Origin of the sequence: Streptomyces sp. NBC_00846 (assembly GCF_045207325.1) — a bacterium.
In the GTDB taxonomy this organism is placed as follows: Bacteria; Actinomycetota; Actinomycetes; order Streptomycetales; family Streptomycetaceae; genus Streptomyces.
The window spans coordinates 8,072,244-8,093,473 of sequence record NZ_CP108846.1; the positions used below are offsets into that span (position 1 = coordinate 8,072,244).

Annotated in this window: 13 protein-coding genes and 1 pseudogene; 9 read left to right on the forward strand and 5 right to left on the reverse strand. The window is 69.4% G+C overall.

Features of this window, described 5'->3' with window-relative positions; translation table 11 throughout:
• Positions 1-148 precede the first annotated feature (148 nt).
• Both OG936_RS37325 and OG936_RS37330 read left to right on the forward strand, forming a co-directional pair.
• A complete protein-coding gene (locus tag OG936_RS37325) occupies positions 149-523 on the forward strand; it encodes an ArsR/SmtB family transcription factor (RefSeq protein ID WP_406500165.1) in 375 nt (124 codons plus the stop codon).
• A 299-nt stretch (positions 524-822) separates the two neighbouring features.
• Positions 823-1,116, forward strand: a pseudogene (locus OG936_RS37330) (IS5/IS1182 family transposase); the annotation flags it as partial.
• Between the two features lie 351 nt (positions 1,117-1,467).
• On the opposite strand, the gene OG936_RS37335 reads toward OG936_RS37330, so the two are convergent.
• Positions 1,468-1,833, reverse strand: a complete 366-nt coding sequence (locus OG936_RS37335) for an ArsR/SmtB family transcription factor (RefSeq protein WP_406500166.1) — start codon at positions 1,831-1,833, stop codon at positions 1,468-1,470.
• A gap of 85 nt (positions 1,834-1,918) precedes the next feature.
• On the opposite strand from OG936_RS37335, the gene OG936_RS37340 reads away from it, so the two are divergent.
• Positions 1,919-2,695 carry an SDR family NAD(P)-dependent oxidoreductase gene (locus OG936_RS37340; RefSeq protein WP_406500167.1) on the forward strand — a complete coding sequence of 259 codons (777 nt, stop codon included), beginning with the start codon at positions 1,919-1,921 and terminating at the stop codon, positions 2,693-2,695.
• A 54-nt stretch (positions 2,696-2,749) separates the two neighbouring features.
• On the opposite strand, the gene OG936_RS37345 is transcribed toward OG936_RS37340, so the two are convergent.
• The gene (locus OG936_RS37345) at positions 2,750-4,231 is read right to left on the reverse strand and encodes an NAD(P)-binding domain-containing protein (RefSeq protein ID WP_406500168.1); all 1,482 of its coding nucleotides are present in this window, start codon (positions 4,229-4,231) and stop codon (positions 2,750-2,752) included.
• Positions 4,232-4,245: 14 nt separating this feature from the next.
• On the reverse strand, positions 4,246-4,449 hold the full coding sequence (locus OG936_RS37350; protein ID WP_406500169.1) for a hypothetical protein: 204 nt from the start codon (positions 4,447-4,449) through the stop codon (positions 4,246-4,248).
• A 509-nt stretch (positions 4,450-4,958) separates the two neighbouring features.
• Here OG936_RS37350 and OG936_RS37355 point away from each other — a divergent pair.
• The 4 genes from OG936_RS37355 to aepY all read left to right on the forward strand — a co-directional run bounded on the left by OG936_RS37355 (position 4,959) and on the right by aepY (position 14,903).
• Positions 4,959-11,978, forward strand: a complete 7,020-nt coding sequence (locus OG936_RS37355; protein ID WP_406500170.1) for an SDR family NAD(P)-dependent oxidoreductase — start codon at positions 4,959-4,961, stop codon at positions 11,976-11,978.
• Positions 11,979-12,007: 29 nt separating this feature from the next.
• On the forward strand, positions 12,008-13,042 hold the full coding sequence (locus OG936_RS37360; protein WP_406500171.1) for a ketoacyl-ACP synthase III family protein: 1,035 nt from the start codon (positions 12,008-12,010) through the stop codon (positions 13,040-13,042).
• An 80-nt stretch (positions 13,043-13,122) separates the two neighbouring features.
• On the forward strand, positions 13,123-13,800 hold the full coding sequence (locus OG936_RS37365) for a DedA family protein (RefSeq protein ID WP_406500172.1): 678 nt from the start codon (positions 13,123-13,125) through the stop codon (positions 13,798-13,800).
• Positions 13,797-14,903, forward strand: coding sequence for a phosphonopyruvate decarboxylase (gene aepY / locus OG936_RS37370; RefSeq protein ID WP_406500173.1), 1,107 nt, complete (start codon positions 13,797-13,799; stop codon positions 14,901-14,903). Before OG936_RS37365 ends, aepY begins: the two co-directional genes overlap by 4 nt.
• 67 nt (positions 14,904-14,970) lie before the next feature.
• Here aepY and OG936_RS37375 read toward each other — a convergent pair whose 3' ends face one another.
• Both OG936_RS37375 and OG936_RS37380 read right to left on the reverse strand, forming a co-directional pair.
• On the reverse strand, positions 14,971-15,363 hold the full coding sequence (locus OG936_RS37375) for an ArsR/SmtB family transcription factor (RefSeq protein WP_406500174.1): 393 nt from the start codon (positions 15,361-15,363) through the stop codon (positions 14,971-14,973).
• Positions 15,364-15,473: 110 nt separating this feature from the next.
• The gene (locus OG936_RS37380) at positions 15,474-17,039 is read right to left on the reverse strand and encodes an MFS transporter (protein ID WP_406500175.1); all 1,566 of its coding nucleotides are present in this window, start codon (positions 17,037-17,039) and stop codon (positions 15,474-15,476) included.
• An 821-nt stretch (positions 17,040-17,860) separates the two neighbouring features.
• On the opposite strand from OG936_RS37380, the gene OG936_RS37385 reads away from it, so the two are divergent.
• A complete protein-coding gene (locus OG936_RS37385) occupies positions 17,861-18,583 on the forward strand; it encodes a glutamine amidotransferase-related protein (protein ID WP_406500176.1) in 723 nt (240 codons plus the stop codon).
• A gap of 113 nt (positions 18,584-18,696) precedes the next feature.
• Entirely contained in the window at positions 18,697-21,201 is a 2,505-nt protein-coding gene (locus OG936_RS37390) for a molybdopterin-dependent oxidoreductase (RefSeq protein WP_406500177.1), read from the forward strand.
• The last annotated feature ends 29 nt before the right edge of the window (positions 21,202-21,230 follow it).

The window sequence follows — 21,230 nt, forward strand, 5'->3', positions numbered from 1 at the left end:
GGCAGCTTGCATGGCCTCCCTCACCAGAGGTGATAGGTATATGTCTATGTTTTGGGCAGGTGGCAACCTAGGTGAACGAAAGGTGAACAAGGTGCCGTCTGGGACCTCGACCGCACGGTTGGTGTAGGGCCCCGCTTATGGTGATCAGATGGCTGTCACTGGGTTAGGCGCAGCAAAGGAAAGAGTTGACGAGGCAGAGGCCGGGACCTGCAGTCCCGGCCTCGCGTGCCGACTCATCGAGCGTGATGAGGCCGAACGTCTTGCCCTCATGCTCAAGTCCATCGCCGACCCCACACGGCTGCAGCTTTTCCGTATCATCGAGCGCGCACCCGCCGGTGAGGCATGTGTGTGCGATCTCGCCGACTGTCTGGACCTGCGGCAGCCAACCATCAGTCATCACTTGAAGATCATGACTGAGGCGGGGCTGCTGAACCGCGAACGCCGGGGGACCTGGTCGTGGTACTCGGTGAACTATGAGGGCCTGAACAGGGTGCGTGCAATCCTCGATCCGCAGACCGCCTGACGCACCCTGCCCCTGCCAGTTGAGGCCCGGGGTGTCCCTGGTGAACTGTGTCCTCTGCCAGCCGGGCCGGACGGGCCAGTCAGGCGGGGGAATTCGGCGAGGCCGCGCTCCAGGGGTGATCCCGTGACGGTGTCCCCGAGGCCGACCGTGACGGCGACCTCGTCGGGGTATACGCGCGGCTCATGGAGAACCTGACTCGGACGTGCGGGCCAAGGCCGCAATCGGCTGGTGTGCTTGGGAGGGCGCAGCCCTGTCCACAGAACTGCATGGGGCCCAATCCGTACGGCGAAATGCCCGTCCGCACCCACTGCATCATCGACGCCCTCGCCGAAGCGGACATGGCCTGCTCGGCCGACAAGGGCTACCAGGGCGCCGGCGGCACGGGTCCGGGTGCCGTTGCGGGGCCCTGGTCCCACCTGCCCACCGGGCCGCGGGCGGTCAACTCCGCCCCCACCCGCATCCGCGCCCTCTCCGAACAGGCCATGGCCCCCCTCAAGAATTGGCGCCTGCTGCGGAAACTGCGGTGCAGCACCACCCGCATCACCGCACTCCTTCAGGCTGTCCTCACCCTCCACATGACCTGCTCCAAGTGAGGTTGAAAAAAGCTGAATGCCGTCAACAGAATGCAGGCGGTGTTTGCAGCCGGGCGGAAGGGCTTGTTCTAGAGGGGCAATGGCCGGGCATTCCGCTGTACCGCACCGCCGGAATGCGGCCTCCAGCAGGTTGAAGAACGAGGGATACGACTTCTCGCGGGACGTGAGCCCTTCGGTCGCCTTGCAGGGCGGTGATGCGGGCGATGCTCAGGCAGAGTGGCGCGCGTCGCACGGGGGCAGTGATCGGAATGCGTCACTACGCGCCTACGCTGCCGCTGGGCTGCTCGACTCGAGCGCTGTTGCGGTCCCGGTGGTTCGGGGTGTGGCCTGGGGGGCGAGGGTCTGTGTGGCTCAGGCTGCTTCTGCCGTGGCTGGTGTCAGAAGGTGCCCCATCGCGGCGAGGACCGACGGTTCGACGCGGTAGTACACCCAGGTTCCGCGCCGCTCGGAGGCGAGCAGTCCGGCCTCCTTGAGCTTCTTCAGGTGGTGGGAGACCGTCGGCTGGGACACGCCCACGTCGGCGATGTCGCACACGCATGCCTCGTTGTCCGGATGTGAGGCCACCTTGGAGAACAGGCGCAGCCTGACGGGGTCGCCCAGCGCTTTGAACATGGCGGCCGTGAGTTCGGCCTCCTCGACGGTGAGCTCGCGCTCGGTCAGGGACGGGCAGCACGGCTGAGCCGGGGGCGCGGCCATCTTCGCCTGAAGCTTTGACATATGTCTATGTTGACACTCGCTGCAGGCGATGCCAAGATCAATTGTTTAGATATTTATCTAATCAAGACGGGCGGGGGAGCGGTTGATGGCAACACCCACTCAGGAGCCGCGGCAGCGCACTGCGGTCGTCACCGGCGCGAGCAGTGGAATCGGTGCGGCCATCGCACGGGATCTGGCGCGCGCCGGCTTCGCGGTCGTGCTCACCGCACGCCGGGCCGACCGCCTGGAAACGCTTGCCAAGGAGATCCGGGCCGACGGCGGAACGGCTGAGGTGCACCCGCTGGACGTGACCGACCGCGTGGCGGCGAACGCCTTCGCCGGCCGGCTGGACTTCTGCGATGTGTTGATCAACAACGCCGGCGGAGCCTTCGGTACCGAGCACATCGCCCAGGCCGATCCCGCCGACTGGCGGCACATGTACGAGGTCAACGTCCTGGGCGCCCTGCACGTGACTCAGGCGTTGATGCCCAAGCTCATTGCGAGCGGCGACGGCGTGGTCGTCGTCCTGTCCTCCACGGCCTCGTTCACCTGCTACGAGGGCGGGGGAGGCTACAGCGCAGCCAAGCACGGAGCCCACGTGCTCGCCGAGACGCTGCGGCTGGAGGCCTGCGGGCAGCCACTGCGGGTCGTCGAGGTCGCGCCAGGGATGGTGCACACCGAGGAGTTCTCCCTTAACCGCTACCGCGGTGATGTGGGCAAGGCTGACGACGTCTATGCCGGTGTGCCGGACCCGCTGGTCGCCGACGACGTCGCCGATGTGGTGACGTGGGCTGTGACCCGCCCGTCGCACGTCAACATTGATCTGCTGGTGGTGCGTCCACGCGCTCAGGCGGCTCAGCACAAGGTGCACCGCATCGCCTAGCTAGACGGTCATCGGCCCCTCCGGCCAGGGTGGAGGGGCCGATGGTGAGGCGGGTCAGCAGCCGGGGGCTCCGGGCGCGTCGAACTGTTCGGCGGCGTAGGCCGCCAGCTGCAGAGCGGTGGTGTGGTCGATGCCCAGCTCGGTCGCGGCGGCAAGGACAGCTTCCGCGGCGCTGGGGGAGGTGCCCAGGTGCTTGGCGGTGGCGTGCAGCAGCTGCTCGTGCTGCTCCGGCCTCAGCCCGAGCCGCAGCGCCAGGGCCTCGCCGCCGGCGGTCACTGAGCACACGCCGGTCTCGGGCAGTTGGAGCTCGACGGACTGCGCGGCCTCCAGGTCGCCTGCCAGGGCGGCGGCGATGGAGCGGACCTGCTCGTAGCCAGTGAGCATGAGGAAGGTCGGGGCGCGGCCGTAGCTCTTCATGCCGACGGCGTAGTAGCCGGGTTCGGGGTGGGCGAGTTCGCGGTAGCCGTGTGGGGTGACGGTGCCGCAGGAGTGCTGGTTGGGGTCGATCAGCGGAGCCAGGGCCCGGGGCGCGGACAGGATGGGGTCCAGCTCCAGGCGCAGTTCGCTGGTGATGTCGAAGTCGGGGCGGAAGCCGGTGGCCGCCACGATCCGGTCGGCGGTGACCCGCTGTTCGCTGCCGTCCGCGGCGCGCGAGATCAGTTCGACCTGGTCGCGGGCCGGGTCGTCGCCGAGGCGGCGGACGCTGTGGGTGCGGAAGTTCGGGGCGAGGGTGACGCGGCCGGTGTCCACCAGCATCTTCAGCCCCGCGCCGAGGGCGCCGCGGGCGGGCAGTTCGTCGTCGCTGCCGCCGCCGAATGAGGCGGCCGGGTCGGCTGCGCGGATGGCCCAGGTGATGGTGGTGCCTTCTTCGGCGCTGGCCAGTTCGGCCAGGGCCAGGAGCGTGTTGGCGGCGGAGTGTCCGGCGCCAACCACGACGGTGTGGCGTCCGGCGTGCTGGGTGCGGTCCTCGCCGAACACGTCGGGCAGGCCGTGGGTGGTCCAGGCGGCCGCCTCCGGCTCGCCGTGGGCGGGCAGCCCGTTGGCGCCCACGTAGTTGGGCTGGCGCCAGGTGCCGGATGCGTCGATGACTGCGCGGGCCAGCAGTTCCTCGCCGCCCTCCAGGCGGACGACGAACGGTGCCGCCTCGCGTCCGGCGGTGCGCAGACGGTCGATGCCCAGGCGGCTGATGGCGGTGACGGTGGCGCCGTAGCGGATGTGCGGAGCTAGGGCGGGCAGTTCGGCCAGCGGCTGCAGGTACTGCTTGACCATATCGCCTCCGCTGGGCAACTGAGAGGCCTCGGGCTCCTGCCAGCCAGCCGCGGCCAGCAGGCGGCGTGCCGCAGGGTCGGTGTTGTACTCCCAGGGGCTGAACAACTGGACGTGGGACCAGGCACGCACTGCCGCTGCCGGGGCGTCGCCGGCTTCCACGACGATGAAAGGGACATTGCGTTCGGCCAGGTGCGCGGCGGCGGCCAGGCCGATCGGTCCGGCTCCGATCACGGCGACGGGAAGCTGGTCAGGGGTGTGGTCGACCACGAGTGGATGTCCTTTCAGGGCGCGGGGGCAGGTCGGTGCTCAAGCTCCGCGGACGGAGACTCGCTGCCGGACTCGCCCGCAGCCGCCTGGGCGCGCAGCGCGGCATTCTGCTGGGCCCGCTGGTGTAACGAGGCGATGGCGGCGCAGCAGGCGCTTGCGGTCTGCTTTGAATCCGGCGCGGACTGGCTGGTGTTCTGCGGCGTGGGCTCTTCGCTCAACGAGATCGGCTCCTGTCGGAACGGCGCGTGCGCCGCCGCGTGCGGGCAAGGCCTGCCTTCACGAGTGCCTATATAGATGAATGGCGAAACAAGGGTTTCAGGTTCGCTGCTGATTCGATGAATGTCAACCTTTCGTCAGGGGTATGCGGAGTGTGATGAGCGTCACTCTGAGCCTCGTTGCGAAGCGGCCTGTCGCAAGTCAATCTCGATACATGTCGATACAGCGGGGGCGTTCGACGTGGGGCATCAGCCTCTCGTCGCAACGACGTTGGGGGACGGCGGCTTCGCCGACAAGCCGCCACGGCCTGTGAACCGCACGACGCGCTCGCCACGCGCCGCGACGGCCATCTGACAGGACCGAGCCACCTCCATCACCCTCTCCAACACCATCCCGCCTGCACGCCCGCCACCGAGCCGGCCACAACGTCCGCTCGCGCGTGCATGCCATGGGTCCCAACGTGCTGCGCACCAGTGAAGGCTTCGCCATGCCCGGAAGGACGCCCATTCCCATGCCCCATGACCCCGCACCAACGGCAGCCGCCGCCGGTGATCCGATCGCCATCATCGGCATGGCCGGCCGGTTCGCCGACGCCACCAGCCCTCAGGAACTCTGGGAGATGCTGCTCGCGGGACGCGACGCCATCACCGAGATACCGCCCGAGCGCTACGACGTCGACGCCGTCTACGACCCCGCCCCGCGCACACCCGGCCGCACCGTGAGCCGATGGGGCGGACTCCTGCGCGACATCGACGCCTTCGACGCGGAGTTCTTCGGGATTTCGCCCCGCGAGGCCGACCGAATGGACCCCCAGCAGCGCCTGCTGCTCGAGACCTCCTACGAGGCGCTCGAAGACGCCGGCCAGACCCTGCGCGGCATCGCCGGAACGGACACCGGCGTCTTCATCGGCCAGCTCGGCGGCGACTACTGGCACATGCAGTACGCCGACCGCGAGCAGCTCGACCTGTACGCGATGACCGGCGCGGCCTCCCGCGCCATCACCTCCGGGCGCCTGTCCTACACCTTCGACCTGCGCGGACCCAGCTTCACCGTCGACACCGCCTGCTCCTCCGCACTCGTCGCCGTCCACAACGCTATCCAGGCCCTGCGCCTGGGGGAATGCCCGCTGGCCATCGCCGGCGGCGTCAACATCGTCCTGCTGCCGGAGGAAAGCGTCGTCTACTCCGGCGCCGGCATGCTCGCCTCCGACGGCCGCTGCAAATTCGCCGACGCCTCCGGCGACGGCTTCGTCCGCAGCGACGGCATCGGGGTGGTCGTCCTCAAGCCTCTGACGGCCGCCCTCGCCGACGGCGACCGCATCCGTGCCGTCATCCGCGGCTCGGCCATCGGCAACGACGGCCAGAGCAGCGGCTACCTCGTTACCCCCGCCGTCGAAGGGCAGCGCGCCGTCATCCAGCGCGCCTACACCAACGCCGGCATCGCCCCGGCCGACGTCGACTACATCGAGGCCCACGGCACTGGCACCAGCGTCGGCGACCCCGTCGAACTCCAGGCTCTCGCCGACGTCATCGGCCCCCGCGACGCCGACGTCATCGGCCCCCGCGACGCCGACCGCCGGTGCCTGGTCGGGTCGGTGAAGGCCAACATCGGCCACGCCGAAGCCGCCGCGGGCATCGCCGGACTCATCAAGGCCGTGCTGTGCCTGGAGCACAAGACGGTGCCGCCCAACCTGCACCTGAACAACCCCAACCCGGCCGTCGCCTGGGACAGCCTGCCGCTGACCGTGCCCACCACCGCGACCCCGCTGGCCGACCGCGGCCGTCCAGCCGTCGCCGGCGTATCCAGTTTCGGCTTCTCCGGCACCAACGCCCACGTGGTCCTCGAGGCCGCCCCCGAACCAGCCACAGCACCCGATACGGCGCAGCGGACCGAACTGCTGACCCTGTCCGCCTACAGCCCCGAAGCCCTCACCGACCTCGCCCGCCGCATGGCCGACTACCTCGACACAGAGGGCGCATCCCACAGCCTGCGCGGCATCTGCCACTCCGCGGCCCTGCGCCGCACCACCCACGACACCCGGCTAGCCCTGCCCGTCTACAACCACACGGACGCGGCCGCCGCCCTGCGCGCCTTCGCCGACGGCGACGACGAACCCGGACTGTCCTCCAGCGACTACACCGACCCCACCACCCGGCCGCGCATCGCGTTCGTCTTCCCCGGCCAGGGCTCGCAGTGGCCCGGCATGGGCCGCGAACTCCTTGAGAACGAACCGGCCTTCCACACCGCCATGGAAGCCTGCGACGACGCCATCAAGACCGAGACCGGCTGGTCGGTCATCGAACTGCTGCGCTCCGGCGACGAGGAGCGCATGAACGAACTCGACGTCATCCAGCCCACCCTGTGGGCCATGGAGATCGCCCTCGCCGAGCTGTGGCGCTCCTGGGGCGTCGAACCCGACATCGTCATCGGCCACAGCATGGGCGAGTCCGCAGCCGCCTACATCGCAGGCTCTCTGTCCCTCGCGGACGCCGCCGCGGTCATCTGCCGCCGCAGCCGACTGGCCAAACGCCTGTCCGGCCGCGGCACCATGGCCTGGGTCGCCCTGCCCGCCGACGAAGCCGCAGCAGCCCTCGCAGGCCACGAGGACACCGTCGCGGTCGCCGCCATCAACAGCCCCACCTCCACCCTGCTCTCCGGCGACGGTGACGCCCTCGACCAGATCACGGCCGCCCTGGACGCGCGGGGCGTCGACAACCGGAAGGTCAACGTCGACTTCGCCTCCCACTGCCCGCAGATGGACGCCCTGCGCGAGGACCTGCTCGCCGAGCTGGCGCACCTCACCCCACGCGCCGGCCGCATCCCGCTGCACTCCACCCTGCTCAACGAGGTCATCGACGGCTCCGGCATGAACGCCGAGTACTGGGTAAGCAACATCCGCCAGCCGGTCGACTTCGTCGGCGCCGTCCGCGGCCAACTCGACCAGGGCGACGCCGTGTTCATCGAGGTCAGCCCCCACCCGCTGCTGGTCAACGGCATCCGCGAAACCAGCCGCAGCCATCAGGGCGGCGACACCACGGCGGCCGGCAGCCTGCGCCGCCACACCGGCGAACGCGACTGCCTGCTCACCTCCGCCGCAGTCCTGCACACCAGCGGCGCCCACCTCGACTGGGCTGCACTGACCGAGGGCGGACACTACGTCCCCCTGCCGTCCTACCCCTGGCAGCGCACCCGGCACTGGATCACCCCGGCGCCCGCCGCCGACACCCCGGCCGCCCCCCAGCCCCGCCACCAGACCCCAGCCGCCGTCGAGCACCCCTTGCTCGGCCAGCCGATGCCCGCCGAGGGCACCACCCGTATCTGGCAGGGCCCCCTGGGCCTTGAGCGCAACACCTACCTGCGCGACCACCGCATCCAGGACACCATCATCCTGCCCGGCACAGCCCACCTCGAACTCGTTGCCGCAGCTGCCCGTACGGTCCTCGGCGACAACGCCCTGTCGGTGTCCGACGTGAGCTACCACCGTGCGCTGTTCCTCGACGACGCCACCCCGCCGCCCCAGGTCCGCGTCATCGCCACACCCGCCGACGACGGCAGCCTGAAGTGCCACATCTACAGCCAGGACGCCGACACCGACGGCGTCGAGTGGCTCCTGCACACCGAAGCCACCGCCCGCTCCCTCCACACCGCACCGGCCGCACCGGCCGACTCCCTCGAAGCCATCCGCGCCCGGTGCGGCGAGCACCAGACGGCCGCCGACTTCTATCCCTGGAACGCCGAACGCGGCAACCAGTGGAACGGCGCCTTCCAGGCCGTGGAGGAACTGTGGCGCACCGACGGTGAGGTCCTGGCCCGCCTGGCCTGCCCGCCCTCCCTCCTCGACAGCCTCGGCCGGCACTGCTTCCACCCGGCCCTGCTGGATGCCAGCGGCCACTCCATGGCCGCCGCCCGGCCACTGACCGTCCCCGGCGAGGAAGGCGTCTTCGTCCTCGGCGGCATCGACGAAGTCCGCTTCTTCGACCGGCCTGCCGCCTCCATGTACAGCCACGCCCGCCTGCTGCCCGCCACACGAGAGGACTCCTTCACCGCCGACATCGACATCCGCGCCGACGACGGCCAGCTCATCGCCCAGATGCGCGGACTGAGGCTGCAGTACCTGGCCGGGCACGCCCCCGCACTGCTGACCCCCCGCAAGGACACCACCGTGACCGAACCCGCTCCCTCCGAACCCGCCATCGTCAGCGGGCAGGAGTCGTGGCTGCACGCCCTGGACTGGGAAAGCGCCCCGCTCACCCCATCCACCGCAGACAGCCAGGACGGGTTCTGGCTCGTCCTGACCGACAGCGGCCCCACCGGCCGCGCTGTCATCCGTGAACTGACCGGCCGCGGGGACCGCGTCGTGGCCATCACCGCCTGTGCGGGCCGCACGGCTGGGGCCGGGGACCGCTACCGCATCGACCCCTCCCAGCCCGACCACTACCGTCACGTCCTCGCCGACATCACCCGCGAAGGAACCTGCCGCGGCATCATCCACCTGTGGTCCCTGGACGCCCAGGCAGGCCTCGACGCAACCCCCACCGAGATCCGCCGCACCCAGCTCCTGACCGGACACACCGTCCTGCACCTGACCCGGGCACTGGAACAGCACCCGCTGGGCCACCCGCCGCTGTGGCTGATTACCCAGCTGGCGCAGGCCACTCGCGCCGGCGAGGCCGTACGCAACCCCTTTCCCGCGATCCTGTGGGGCCTGGGCCGCACCCTCGCCGCCGAAACCCCCGCCCTCACGCCCCGCCTGGTCGACCTCGACCGGTCCGCGGCCAGCATCACGGCCCTGGCCGACCTGCTGCGCCGGCCCGATACGGAAGACCAGATGGCGCTGCGCGGCGGCCGCCGCTATGCCGCGCGGCTGCGCCCGGCACCCGGCACCGCACCCGCCGCGCGCGCCCTGTCGCTGCCCGTACCAGGCGTCCTGGACGACCTTCAGCTCCAGTCCGCCCCGAACCGGCCCCTGGGCCCCGATGACGTCCGCATCCAGGTCAGCCATGCCGGGGTCAACTACCGCGACGTGCTCCTCAGCCTCGGCATGTATCCCGGGCAGGACAACCGGCCCCCGACTCTGGGCTGGGAATGCTCCGGCACCGTCACCGAAACCGGCACCCGGGTCACCGATGTCACGGTCGGCGACGAAGTCATCGCCTTCGCCGAGGGCGCCCTCGCCTCCGAAGTCGTCACGCGCGCCTGCCTGACCGCCCCCAAGCCCGCCCGGCTGACCCAGGCCCAGGCCGCGACCCTGCCGGCTTCCTACCTCACCGCCTACCACGCCCTTCACGACCTCGCCCGCATCGACGGCGGCCACAAGATCCTCATCCACTCCGCCACTGGCGGGACCGGCCTGGCCGCCTTGAACGTTGCCCGCTGGAAGGGCGCCCGCGTCTACGCCACCGCTGGCAGCGACGCCAAGCGCGACGTCCTGGCCAGGCTCGGCGTGGACCGTGTCGCCGACTCCCGCTCCCTGGACTTCGCCGACACCTTCCGCCCCGCAGCCGGTGAGCGCGGCTTCGATATCATCCTCAACACCCTGGCGGGCGAGGCCATCCCCGCCAACCTGTCGCTGATGGCGCCCTACGGGCACTACCTCGAACTGAGCAAGCGCGACATCCTCGACGACAACGCGCTGCCCCTGGGAGCGTTCGCCCGCAACCTGTCCTTCCACGCGGTGGACGTCGTCCACATGATCCAAAACGCGCCCGAGCGGGCCGGAGGCATCCTGCGCGCCGCCGCCGCCCTGGTCGACCGCGGCTACCTACAGCCCCTGCCGCACCGGGAGTTCCCCGCCGAGAAGGCAGCCGAGGCATTCCGCCTCATGGCCCAGTCCCAGCACACCGGCAAGATCGTCCTGTCGTTCAGCCACGACACCGCCCCCCAGGCCCCGGCCCGCACCCCGGCCGTCGCCATCCACGGCGCGGGCACCTACCTGGTGACCGGGGGAGCAGGCGGCATCGGCGGACAACTGGCCCTGTGGCTGGCCGACCAGGGAGCACGCCACCTGCTGCTCACCGGCCGCAGCCCGCTGCCCGTCGCAGGCACCCGCCTGTCCGCAGACCACCCGCAGGCTGCCGCCGTCGCTGTCCTCGACCAGCTCGCAGCACGCGGCGTCAGCGTGCAATACGCGGCCGCCGACGTCGCCGACCACGACGCCATGCGGCAGCTGCTGGACGGCCGGCACTGCCAGGGCCTGCCGCCCATCCGCGGTGTCTTCCACGCTGCCGGTGTCATCGACTACACCCCGCTGAGCGACCAGAGCACCGCAGACCTCGACGCGGTCCTGGCCGCCAAGGTCTCCGGCGCCTGGAACCTGCACCGCCTCTTGCACAACCAGCAGCTCGACGCCTTCGTGCTCTTCTCCTCCGGATCCGCCATCCTCAGCTCGCCCATGCTCGGCAGTTACGCGGCCGGCAACGCCTTCCTCGACTCTCTCGCCCACCACCGCCACGCGGCCGGCCTGTCGGCGACCGTGGTCAACTGGGGCTTCTGGGACAGCGTCGGCATGGTGGCCCGCAAGGAACAGCAGGAAGAGCGCAGCCTGCTGCCCCAGGGCATGTCCTCTTTCAGCCCGGACGACGGCCTAGCCCTGCTCGGCCAGATCCTCGGCGAAGGACGCCTGCACACCGCTGTCCTGCGAGCCGACTGGCCTGCCTGGGCCAAGGCCTACCCGGCAGCAGCCACCGCGCCCCTGCTCCAGCACCTCACCAACCCCGCCGCGGCTGCCCAGCCCGCCCCGGCCCCCGTGGAACCGGCTCCTGCCCCGCCGGACCAAGCAGCCCCGGCCGCCCAGCAGACCGCCACGCCGCCCTCGGCTGCCATGCCGCGAACCACCGATCCCGCCCTACAGACGGCCACGCCGACACCGGCCGGCGCGCCGAACAGGGAACTGCTGGAGTTCGTGAAGCAGCAGGTCGCTGTGGTCATGGGGCTGCGGCCGGAGCGGGTGAATGTGAGCCGGCCGTTGAACCGGCTTGGTATGGACTCGTTGATGGCGGTGGAGCTGCGCAACCGCATTGAGCGGGAGTACCAGGTGAAGCTGCCGATGGTGCAGTTGCTGAAGGACGGCACGATCACGACCGTCGTCCAGGCCCTGTCCGCCGAACTCAACTCCGGCGGAACCACGGCCGAAACAGCCGATGCCACGCCCGCGCCGACAGTACCCGCGCCAGCGGCGCAGCATCAGGCACCGGTGGCCGCCGCACCGCAGCCCGACCCCACCCCCGAGACGGTCACCGCCGTAGAGGCCCCGCTCACAGGTCCCGCAGGCGCAGCGCCGAACAGGGAACTGCTGGAGTTCGTGAAGCAGCAGGTCGCTGTGGTCATGGGGCTGCGGCCGGAGCGGGTGAATGTGAGCCGGCCGTTGAACCGGCTTGGTATGGACTCGTTGATGGCGGTGGAGCTGCGCAACCGCATTGAACGGGAGTACCAGGTGAAGCTGCCGATGGTGCAGTTGCTGAAGGACGGCACGATCACGACCGTCGTCCAGGCCCTGTCCGCCGAACTCAACTCCGCCAACGCCTCGGCCTGACCGAGCCACCGACGAGGATCACGCTGCCCATGAAGACCAACATCCGCATCGCCGGACTCGGTACCTACATCCCCGACATAGTCGACGCCCGCAAGGCCGTGGCACTGGGCCTGTACGACGCCGACGACTACGAGTTCTACGGTTGGACCGGCGCGGCCGTCGCCGACGACACGCCCGCCCCCGACATGGCCGTCGCCGCGGCACGGCAGGCCATGGAACGCTCCGGGCTGCATCCGCACGACATCGACCTGCACATCCACGCCTGCGGCCACGAACAAGGACCTGAAGGCTGGTCCCCGCAGCACTACATCCTGCGCCACCTCACCGACCGCGACGTGCCCTCCTTCCGCGTCTGGCAGGCCTGCAGCGGCCTGGTCGGCTCCCTCGAACTGGCCGCCTGCTACCTGCAGGCCGTCCCGGAACGCACCACCGCCCTGCTCACCGGAGCCGACAACGTCGGCACCCCGAACTTCAACCGGTGGGCCTTCGGTATCCAAAACGGTGTGCTGGGCGACGGCGGCAGCGCCGTTCTGCTCTCCACAACCGAGGGTTTCGCGAGCCTGCTGTCCATCAACACCGGCTCCACCGCCGAAGTCGAGGAACAGTACCGGGGATCCGAGCCCCTCTTCCCGCCGTCGCTGACGGTTGGACGCGGAATGGACTTCAAGGAACGGCTGGCCGCCGCCGGCGGGCTGGAGGAGACCGTCGCCGAAGTCGTCCGCCGCCAGGGCGAACTGCGCACCGAGATCGCCTTGCGCACGCTCGCCGAGGCGGGACTGGAACCGGGGGACGTCACCCGCGTCGCCCACGTCTTCACCGGCCAGGAAAGTTACCTGAAGGTCATCCTCGACCCCATGGGCCTGTCACCGGAGCAGGGCCTGCTTGACTTCGGCCGCAACCTCGGCCACCTGACGGTCAACGATCAGATCGTCGGCCTGACCCATCTCGTCGAGACCAGCCAGGTCGGTCCGGGTGACCACGTCCTGATCGTCGCCCACGGCGGCGGGGTCTCCATCACCTGCGCCGTGGTCCGCATCGACACCCGGCCCCATTGGGCCAAATGATCCCGCCCTGGGAGCCGGTTCTGTCTGCGGGCTGGCTCCCAGGACCTCGCCGTTCACCACCTGCCACTCAGGGGCCAGCCATGCCAAACCTCGCGTCCTCACCCTTGCTCGACGCCGAACAACTCATCTCCACCTTCAACCTGATCGGCATCATGGCGGCCGTCTTCGCCGAATCCGGGCTGATCGTCTGCTTCTTCCTGCCCGGGGACTCCCTGCTGTTCACCGCGGGCCTGCTGGTGGCCAACGACCAGATCCTGCACCAGCCACTCTGGCTGGTCATGCTTGCCGTCATCGCTGCCGCCGTGATCGGCGACCAGTTCGGCTACGCCTTCGGCCGCAAGGTGGGGCCCGCGCTCTTCAAACGGCCCAACTCCCGCTTCTTCAAGCAGGAGAACGCCGAACGCGCGCAGGCCTTCATGCTCAAGCACGGCCCCAAGGCCCTGGTGATGGCCCGCTTCATACCCGTCTTCCGCACCTTCATCCCGATCACCGCCGGCGTCGGACGGATGAACTACCGCACGTTCTTCCTCTACAACGTTCTCGGCGCCACCCTGTGGTCGGTCAGCCTCTGCACGGTCGGCTACTACCTCGGCCAGATCGCCTTCGTCCGCAACAACATCGAAGGCATCGTCATCGCCATCGTGCTCGTCTCCGGCATCCCACTCATTATCGAAGGCATCCGGATGCGCCGCCGCGCCCGCCAGAGCCGCACCGTCACGACACCCACCACCTCCGAAACGGAGCTGCCCCGTCCATGATCTCCGCCCAAGACTTCTGCGACATCCTGGCCGACCGAGGCTTCACCACCGCAAGCGGCGTGCCCTGCTCCCACTTCGGCGGGCCGATCGCCCACCTCAGCACCCAGCCCGGCCGGTACGTGCCCGCACCGAACGAGGGCAGTGCACTGGCCGTCGCCGCCGGGGCCGCCCTCAGCGGACAGCGGGCCTACGTCATGCTGCAAAATTCCGGACTGGGCAATCTCATCAACCCGCTCACCTCGCTGGTGATGACCTACCAGCTGCCGATCCTGACCTTCGCCAGCCTGCGAGGCTGGCCCGACCCGGCCACCGACGAACCGCAGCACGCCGTCATGGGCCCTTCTACCCACCGCCTCCTCGACAGCGTCGGCAGCCCGCACTACACCCTGCACGCCGAGGACACCACCGACCGCTTCACCGAGCTGCTCGACAGCGCCCAGAAGGATCTCGACGCCCAGCAGGCCCCCTTCGTCCTCGTGGAACGCGGAGCCATCGGCAAGGCCGCCGTGCACGAGGCCGCCCCACCCTGGGGAGTGGCCAGCAGCACCGCCATCCGCGTGGTCACCGACAGCTGCCCGGAAGCCTCGGTCATCGCCACCACCGGCTACACCGGCCGCGACGTCTTCGCCGTCGCCGACCGGCCCGGCAACTTCTACATGCAGGGCTCCATGGGCCACGCCTCCTCGCTCGGCCTGGGCGTCGCGCTGGCCCATCCCGAGCGGACCGTGGTCGTCCTGGACGGCGACGGCGCCGTCCTGATGCACCTCGGCGCCCTGTCGATGATCGGACACGAAGGCCCCGCCAACCTGATCCACGTCGTGCTCGACAACCAAAGCCACGAATCCACCGGCGGACAGGCCACGACATCGGCCACCACCTCATTCTCCGCCGCGGCGCTCGCCGCTGGCTACCGCAGCGCCGTGGACTGCGACAGCGAGGACAGCCTGCGCAACGCGGTACTGAAGGCCATGGCGGCCTCCGGCCCGCATCTGATCAGCGTGCGCACCCTGCCGCGTACGGGGGCCATCCCGCCGCGCGCCACCAATGCGCTCACCCCACAGGCCATCCGCGACCGCTTCCAGCAGGACCTGAACGGCAGCTGACCCGAACCAAACCGGCCCGCCCCCACACCTTCGGGGGCGGGCCGGTTTCCGTATGGCGCGCGGGACGTCAGCCCTCGGCTGCTGCCGGGGCGGCGGGCTGCAGGCACGCTGCCACCGTCTCGGGATCCAGGGCCGCCAGACTCGCGAACATCCGCAGCGGTTCGGCCAGGGCGGCACAGCACATCACGTACTGGTTGCTGCGGCCCTGCGGGATGGCCTCCACCAGCTCCTGCTCCCGCAGCGGCGCCAGATGATGACTGACCAGGGTCTGGCTCAGACCGGTGGCCTCCTGCAACTCCTTCACGGTGCGCGGGCGTTGCGCGATCAGAAGGATCAGCGTCAGCCGTGTCTCGTCGGCCAGCGCACGCAGTTTCGGGGCAAGCACCTGTGCCCGCTCACGCTCGCTGAGCCACTGGTCGGGATCGCTCACTGCGATCCTCAGCTTGGATGGCCGGGCCATCACCACCTCCTTGTCACCCACGCCGCCCGGGCCGGCACCCCTTGAGCGGTTGCCGGCCGGTGCGGGGGCAGCTGCGCGATCGATCCTACGCACAGTGCGGCCCTGACCGGTTACGAGCCGGCCCGGACGCCGGCCTCACCGGGCTGCGCAGGCAGAGCGGCGTCCGTTGCGCCGTCCGCTTCCACCACCCGCTGGCGCGGCAGGATGAACGCGGAAGCGACCGCGCCGACGGTCGCGACAGCGACAGCGATCAGCAGCGTGCCGGTGAAACCGTTGACGAAGGAGGCCTGCGCGGCGGACAGCACCCGCTCGCCGGCCGCCCCGCCCACCTGCTCGGCGACGGCGGCCGCCCCCGCCAGCGATTCGCGTACGGCTTCCCCGGCCTCGCCCGGCAGCTGCGCAGCCTGGGGAAGGTCGTCGCGGTAGAGCGTGGAGATGACGCTGCCGCTGACGGCGATGCCGAGCGCTCCGCCGACCTGCATGCCCACGTCGGCCACCGCGGAGCCGGCGCCCGCCTGGCGGGCCGCAGAGACGACCAGGATGGCGTCCACGGCCGCCGGGAGCGCGATACCCATGCCGAGGCCGAACACCGCAAGCCCCCACAGCGCCTGGGCCTGGTCGTCGACCTGCAGACCGGCGAGCATGCCGAGCCCGCCCGCGCACAGCAACAGGCCGATTACCACGGTCGCCTTGAGGCCCACCCGCTCGACGAGCTTGGGGGAGAGGGGAGCGCCGACCATCATGGTGCCGATGGCCAGCATGCGCAGGCCTGCACCGAGTGGGTCCAGCTCCAGCACCGACTGCAGGTACTGCGTCAGCAGATACAGGCCGCTGTAGAGGCCGAAGGAGGTGCAGGCGATCGCCAGGGCGCCGCCGCCGTAGCGGGTGTTGAGGAACAGGCCGACATCGAGCATCGGGTTCTCGGTGCTCCGTTCCCACAGGATGAAGCCGACCATGAGCGCGACGCCAACGAACAGGGAGCCGAGGGTGACGATGTCGCTCCAGCCGTTGTGCGGGGCCTCCACCAGGCCGTAGACGATGGCGACCAGGCCGGCCACGGACAGCAGGGCGCCGACGAGGTCCAGACCGGGGTGGCCCTCGGCCTTGGACTCGGGGATCAGCTTGAACCCGCCGATGAGGGCGATCGCCGCCAGCGGGACATTGATGATGAACATCGACCCCCACCAGAAGTGCTCCAGCAGCAGGCCGCTGACGAGCGGGCCCAGCGGTACGCCGACCGCAGCGGCGCCGGACCAGATGCCGATCGCCTTGCCCTGCTCCTCGGGCGGGAAGACATCCTTGATGATGGCGAGCGTGGCGGGCATCATCAGCGCCGCCGCGATGCCCATCGCCGCGCGGAAGGTGATGAGCAGTTCGGGGCTGGAGGCGAAGGCCGCACCGAGGCTGGTCAGGGCGAAAGCGGCAAGCCCGATCGCCAGCAGCCGCTTACGGCCGAACCGGTCGGACAGACCGCCGGCCATCAGCAGCAGCCCGCCGAAGGCCAGTGCGTAGGAGTCGACGGTCCACTGCAGCTGGCTGCTGGTGGCGTCCAGGTCCTTCTGGATGCTGGGCAGGGCCAGGTTCAGGATGAGGGTGTCAAGCCCGATGAGGACCAGGCTCAAGCACAAGATGGCCAGGATCTGCCATCGGCGGGGATGTCCGGCAGGGCGGTTCACAGGGATTCTCCTCAAGCGACGCAGCATGGGGACGCCGGCAGCAGCAGTCCGGCCGCACTGGCCAGAGGTGCTGTTGGCAACGGGTGAAGCCAGGGCCCGCTGCCGCAGGAGGGCGGCAGCCGGTTCCCCGGGCCCGCACAGATTAACCAGCAATGCTTGTTATCAACAGTGAACACTGTTGATAACGGCTGACTTTGTATTCTTGATTCGGCCATCTCCTCGGGGTCTTCACGTGCCGCTTGCCAAGTCACTGTCTCTTCTGCAGTCGGCTGTGACCTGCGCCGACCCTCAGGCGGTGGATCCGGGTGACGGCGCTCGTGTCTGATGTCCAGGCGGCGCGCCAGTCGACGGGAAACGGATCGCCATACGCCGAGCGGCCCCGTTCCTCCCCCTGACCTGCTGATAGGCGCCGGAACGCGCCAATCTGCCCACTGCTGCGCACAGTTGGCGGAAAACGACCTCCGGTCGAAGCGCAGGTCTCGAATACTTAGACCAACGTCGATAAATTGAGCGAGTAAGCAGCACGGGGGCCTGCCAAGAAGGGGTCCCGTCTTGGTACCAGGGGGGCTGGAAGACGTGCATGGATCCGACAGGCGAAGTGCTGGCTCATCGACGCGCCCGCTCTTGCCCTAACGGCGTCAACACACGCTTTCATCGCTCCTAGCCCGCGCGTGGCGGCGCGGCTCCTGACACCACGTCACTCCCAACAGAACGCAGCAGCCGTGCGGTCGGCACGCACTGCCTGCTGCGGATTTACAGGGCTGGAATCGCCCCTGGCGACGGCTGTGTTCCACCTGGCCTGACAAATTGAAGGGAAAACGATGCCAGACTCCGCTCAGCCTCGCCTTGCCCTGGTGGGTGACCGCGGCAACCACGACGAGCCGTCCCACCCCAAGATCGACGCCATGCGTGAACAGTGGGACGTGACCACCGAGTGGATCCCGACCGTCGACATCCACGACGCCTCCATCCTGGAGGGCTTCGACGGCATATGGGTGGTGCCGGGCGCACCGTACTTCAACCAGAAGGGCGTGCACATCGCCGTCCGCCACGCCCGCGAGAACAACCTGCCGTTCCTCGGTACCTGCGGCGGCTTCTTCAGCGCCCTCATCGAACACGCCCAGAACGTGCTACACCTGCCCGAGGCGGAAGGCGTGGACGAGGACCCGGAGAAGCTCATGCCCCTGGTCACGCCGCTGACCTGTTCATTCCGCGGGGAGAAGGCCCCCCTGAAGGTCAAGGAGCACTCCCTGCTCGCCTCGCTCTACGGCACGACCCAAGTCGAGGAGATCTTCCACTGCGACTACGGCCTGACCGACGACTTCATGGGCGCCGCCAGCCAGGGCGCCCTGCAGATCAGTGCCTGGGACAGCGACGGCGCCCCGCGCGCCCTGGAGATCACCGGCCACCCGTTCTTCATGGGAAGCCTCTTCCAGCCCGAACTGTCCTCCGCTCCCGGCACCGAACACCTGATCCTCAAGGCGTTCCTGGCAGCCGTACAGACGAAGACCGCCGAACTGTCCGCGGTGCGCACCGCCGGCTGACACACACCTCATAGCCGCATCCGTGTAGGGCCATGCGCGCCAAGGCGCACGGCCCAGGGCACCGCCATGCCCGCCTCGTTTCCCATACCAGGCGGAAGGACCCCTCACGCACCATGAAGCACGAACAACTCGGGCTGTCCCGCAGAGGACTCCTGCGCGGCAGCGTCATCGGCAGCGCCAGCCTCTCAGCTCCCGTACTGCTGCCACTGGTGGCAGCCCACGGAGCAGAACCCGGCAGCCCCACCAGGACTGCTCCAGCAGCCGACTTCACCGACCAGTCGGCAGCTCTGACCCCGGACCGCACCGTCGCCACGGCCTGCCAGTTCTGCAACTCCAACTGCCGCCTCAACGTCGACCTCAAAGCCGGACGCATCATCGCCGTCCGCGGCGAGGACAAAGACCCGGTCCAAAACGGGCAGCTGTGCGTCAAGGCCGAGATGATGCCGCAGCTCGCCTACAACCCCGAACGCCTCACCACACCGCTGCGCCGCATCTCCGGCCAGAAGGGCTCCGCCCACTCCAAGTTCGAGGCCATCACCTGGGACGAGGCCTACCGGACGATCGCGAAGAAACTGCTGAAGCTGCGCGACACCGGCCAGGTCCACACCATCGCCAACCGCACCACCGGCCGTCTGCCCCGCGGCACCGGCTCGCTGGTGGCCCGCCTGTTCGCGATGCTCGGCAGCCCCAACAACACCGACGTCGGCCCGGTCTGCAACGACGCCGGCGGCAACGCCCTGGCCGCCACCTTCGGGCTGGGCAACTTCACCAATGGCTACGGCATCGACGAAGCGACCGGCAAGGACGACCTCGGCTCCGCCCGCCACTACCTGTTCCTGGGCACCAACCAGGCCGAGACCCACCCGGTGACCTTCGACTACCTGCTGCGCGGCCGGGCGAAGACGAAGGCCACCCTTACGGTGGTCGACCCCCGCCTGACCCCGACCGGCGCGGCCGCCGACCGGTGGGTGGCGCCTAAGCCGCACACCGATCTCGCCCTGCTGCAGGCCATGCTCCACCACATCGTGGACCAGGGCCTGTACGACAAGACTTTCGTGAAGCGGTGGGTGGCCGGTTTCGATGAACTGCGCGCCCACCTGGCCAAGCACCAGTACACGCCTGCCTGGGCAGCAGAGATCACTGGTGTCCCGGCAGCCACCATCACGACCATGGCCACGGAATACGCGTCGGCGAAACCGGCCGCGATCTTCTGCAACGCCGGCATCTCACACCAGCTCGGCGCGTTCGACACCTACCGGGTGGCCGCCTTCCTGGCCGCGGTGACCGGCAACATCGGCCGCCCGGGCGGCGGTTGCAACTTCATGCACAACACCTGGCCCGGAGACCTGCACCTGCCACCGCTGGAATCCGAGGAGCCCAAGCGCCGAGAGGCGCTGCCGGTCGGCCCGGACTACTTCGCTGAGTCCATTCTGACCGGCAGACCCTACCGGCTACGCGCGGTCATCACCCAGGGCAACCCGCTGACGTCCTCCGCCAACACCACCAAGGTCAAAAAGGCCTTCGAACAGCTCGACTTCTACGTCTACACCGGCCTGTTCATGGAGGAGGCCGCCCACTACGCCGACATCATCCTGCCCGTATGCAGCGGGCTGGAGATAGAAGGCGTCTACATGCGCCGCGACGACCGCGCCATCCGCTGGCAGGAGCAGGTCCTTCAGCGGGTCGGCGACGCACGCCCGGACTGGGAGATCTGGATCGGCCTCGCGCACGCGCTGGCCGAACTCGACACCCGACGCCCCGCACACGAGTGGCGCGAGGCGTTCCCGAAGAGGTGGATGGACTACAAGGAGCTGTGGGACGACTTCGTCACCCACACCCCGGGCATGGGCGGCATGACCCGCTCGCGGATGCGCGAGCGCACCGAGCCGCTGCGCTGGCCCTGCCCCACCACGAAGCACCCCGGCGTCAGCACCCTCTATCTCGACCACCTCAGCTGGTACGAGGCCGCCGAATCCCTCGACGCCGGCAACCGCGGGAAACGCTTCCTCACCCCCAGCGGCAAAGCCGAGATCACCACACCCGACCTCGACAAGCGGCTGGCGGTGACCGGGCACAGCGCCCTGCCGATCTTCTACACGCATCCGGAAGTCACCGGCGCCCACCCAACTCTCGCCTACAGCACCAAGCTGGTCACGAGCCCCATCAACCCCCAGGCCGTCACTCACCCGGTACGCCTGGGCGTGCCCGGCAACGACGGCGTCCACCGCCGCTTCCCGCTGATGGGCATGACCGGCCGACCGAGCGTCGTCCACTTCGCCGGAGTCACGCACTGGACACCCACCGGCAAACAGCTCAACGGCATCCGCTTCATCCAGATCCACCCCGACACCGCCGAGCGGGCCGGCATCGCCGACGGCGACGAGGTCCGCGTCGAGAGCCCCCGCGGCAGCGTCACCGGGACCGCACTGCTGTGGGAGGGCATCCGCCCCGACACCGTCTTCGTGCCCAACACCTTCGGCCCCGCACAGAAGGTCGGCGACCTCTTCCACGACCCCCGCTACGAGGCGGCCAACACCCTGCCCGACGACCAGTACTACGACAACCTCTCCGGCCAGCAGGCCTACAAGTGCTTCGCCTGCCGGGTTGTCAAAGCCTGACCTCTTCTCGGCAGCACGACCCATACGAC

Bases quoted from the DNA above. Each gene is read 5' to 3' on its own strand.
- OG936_RS37325 (WP_406500165.1), top strand. From the start codon at position 149: ATGGCTGTCACTGGGTTAGGCGCAGCAAAGGAAAGAGTTGACGAGGCA.
- OG936_RS37335 (WP_406500166.1), bottom strand. From the start codon at position 1,833: ATGTCAAAGCTTCAGGCGAAGATGGCCGCGCCCCCGGCTCAGCCGTGC.
- OG936_RS37340 (WP_406500167.1), top strand. From the start codon at position 1,919: ATGGCAACACCCACTCAGGAGCCGCGGCAGCGCACTGCGGTCGTCACC.
- OG936_RS37355 (WP_406500170.1), top strand. From the start codon at position 4,959: ATGCCCCATGACCCCGCACCAACGGCAGCCGCCGCCGGTGATCCGATC.
- OG936_RS37360 (WP_406500171.1), top strand. From the start codon at position 12,008: ATGAAGACCAACATCCGCATCGCCGGACTCGGTACCTACATCCCCGAC.
- OG936_RS37365 (WP_406500172.1), top strand. From the start codon at position 13,123: ATGCCAAACCTCGCGTCCTCACCCTTGCTCGACGCCGAACAACTCATC.
- aepY (WP_406500173.1), top strand. From the start codon at position 13,797: ATGATCTCCGCCCAAGACTTCTGCGACATCCTGGCCGACCGAGGCTTC.
- OG936_RS37375 (WP_406500174.1), bottom strand. From the start codon at position 15,363: ATGGCCCGGCCATCCAAGCTGAGGATCGCAGTGAGCGATCCCGACCAG.
- OG936_RS37385 (WP_406500176.1), top strand. From the start codon at position 17,861: ATGCCAGACTCCGCTCAGCCTCGCCTTGCCCTGGTGGGTGACCGCGGC.
- OG936_RS37390 (WP_406500177.1), top strand. From the start codon at position 18,697: ATGAAGCACGAACAACTCGGGCTGTCCCGCAGAGGACTCCTGCGCGGC.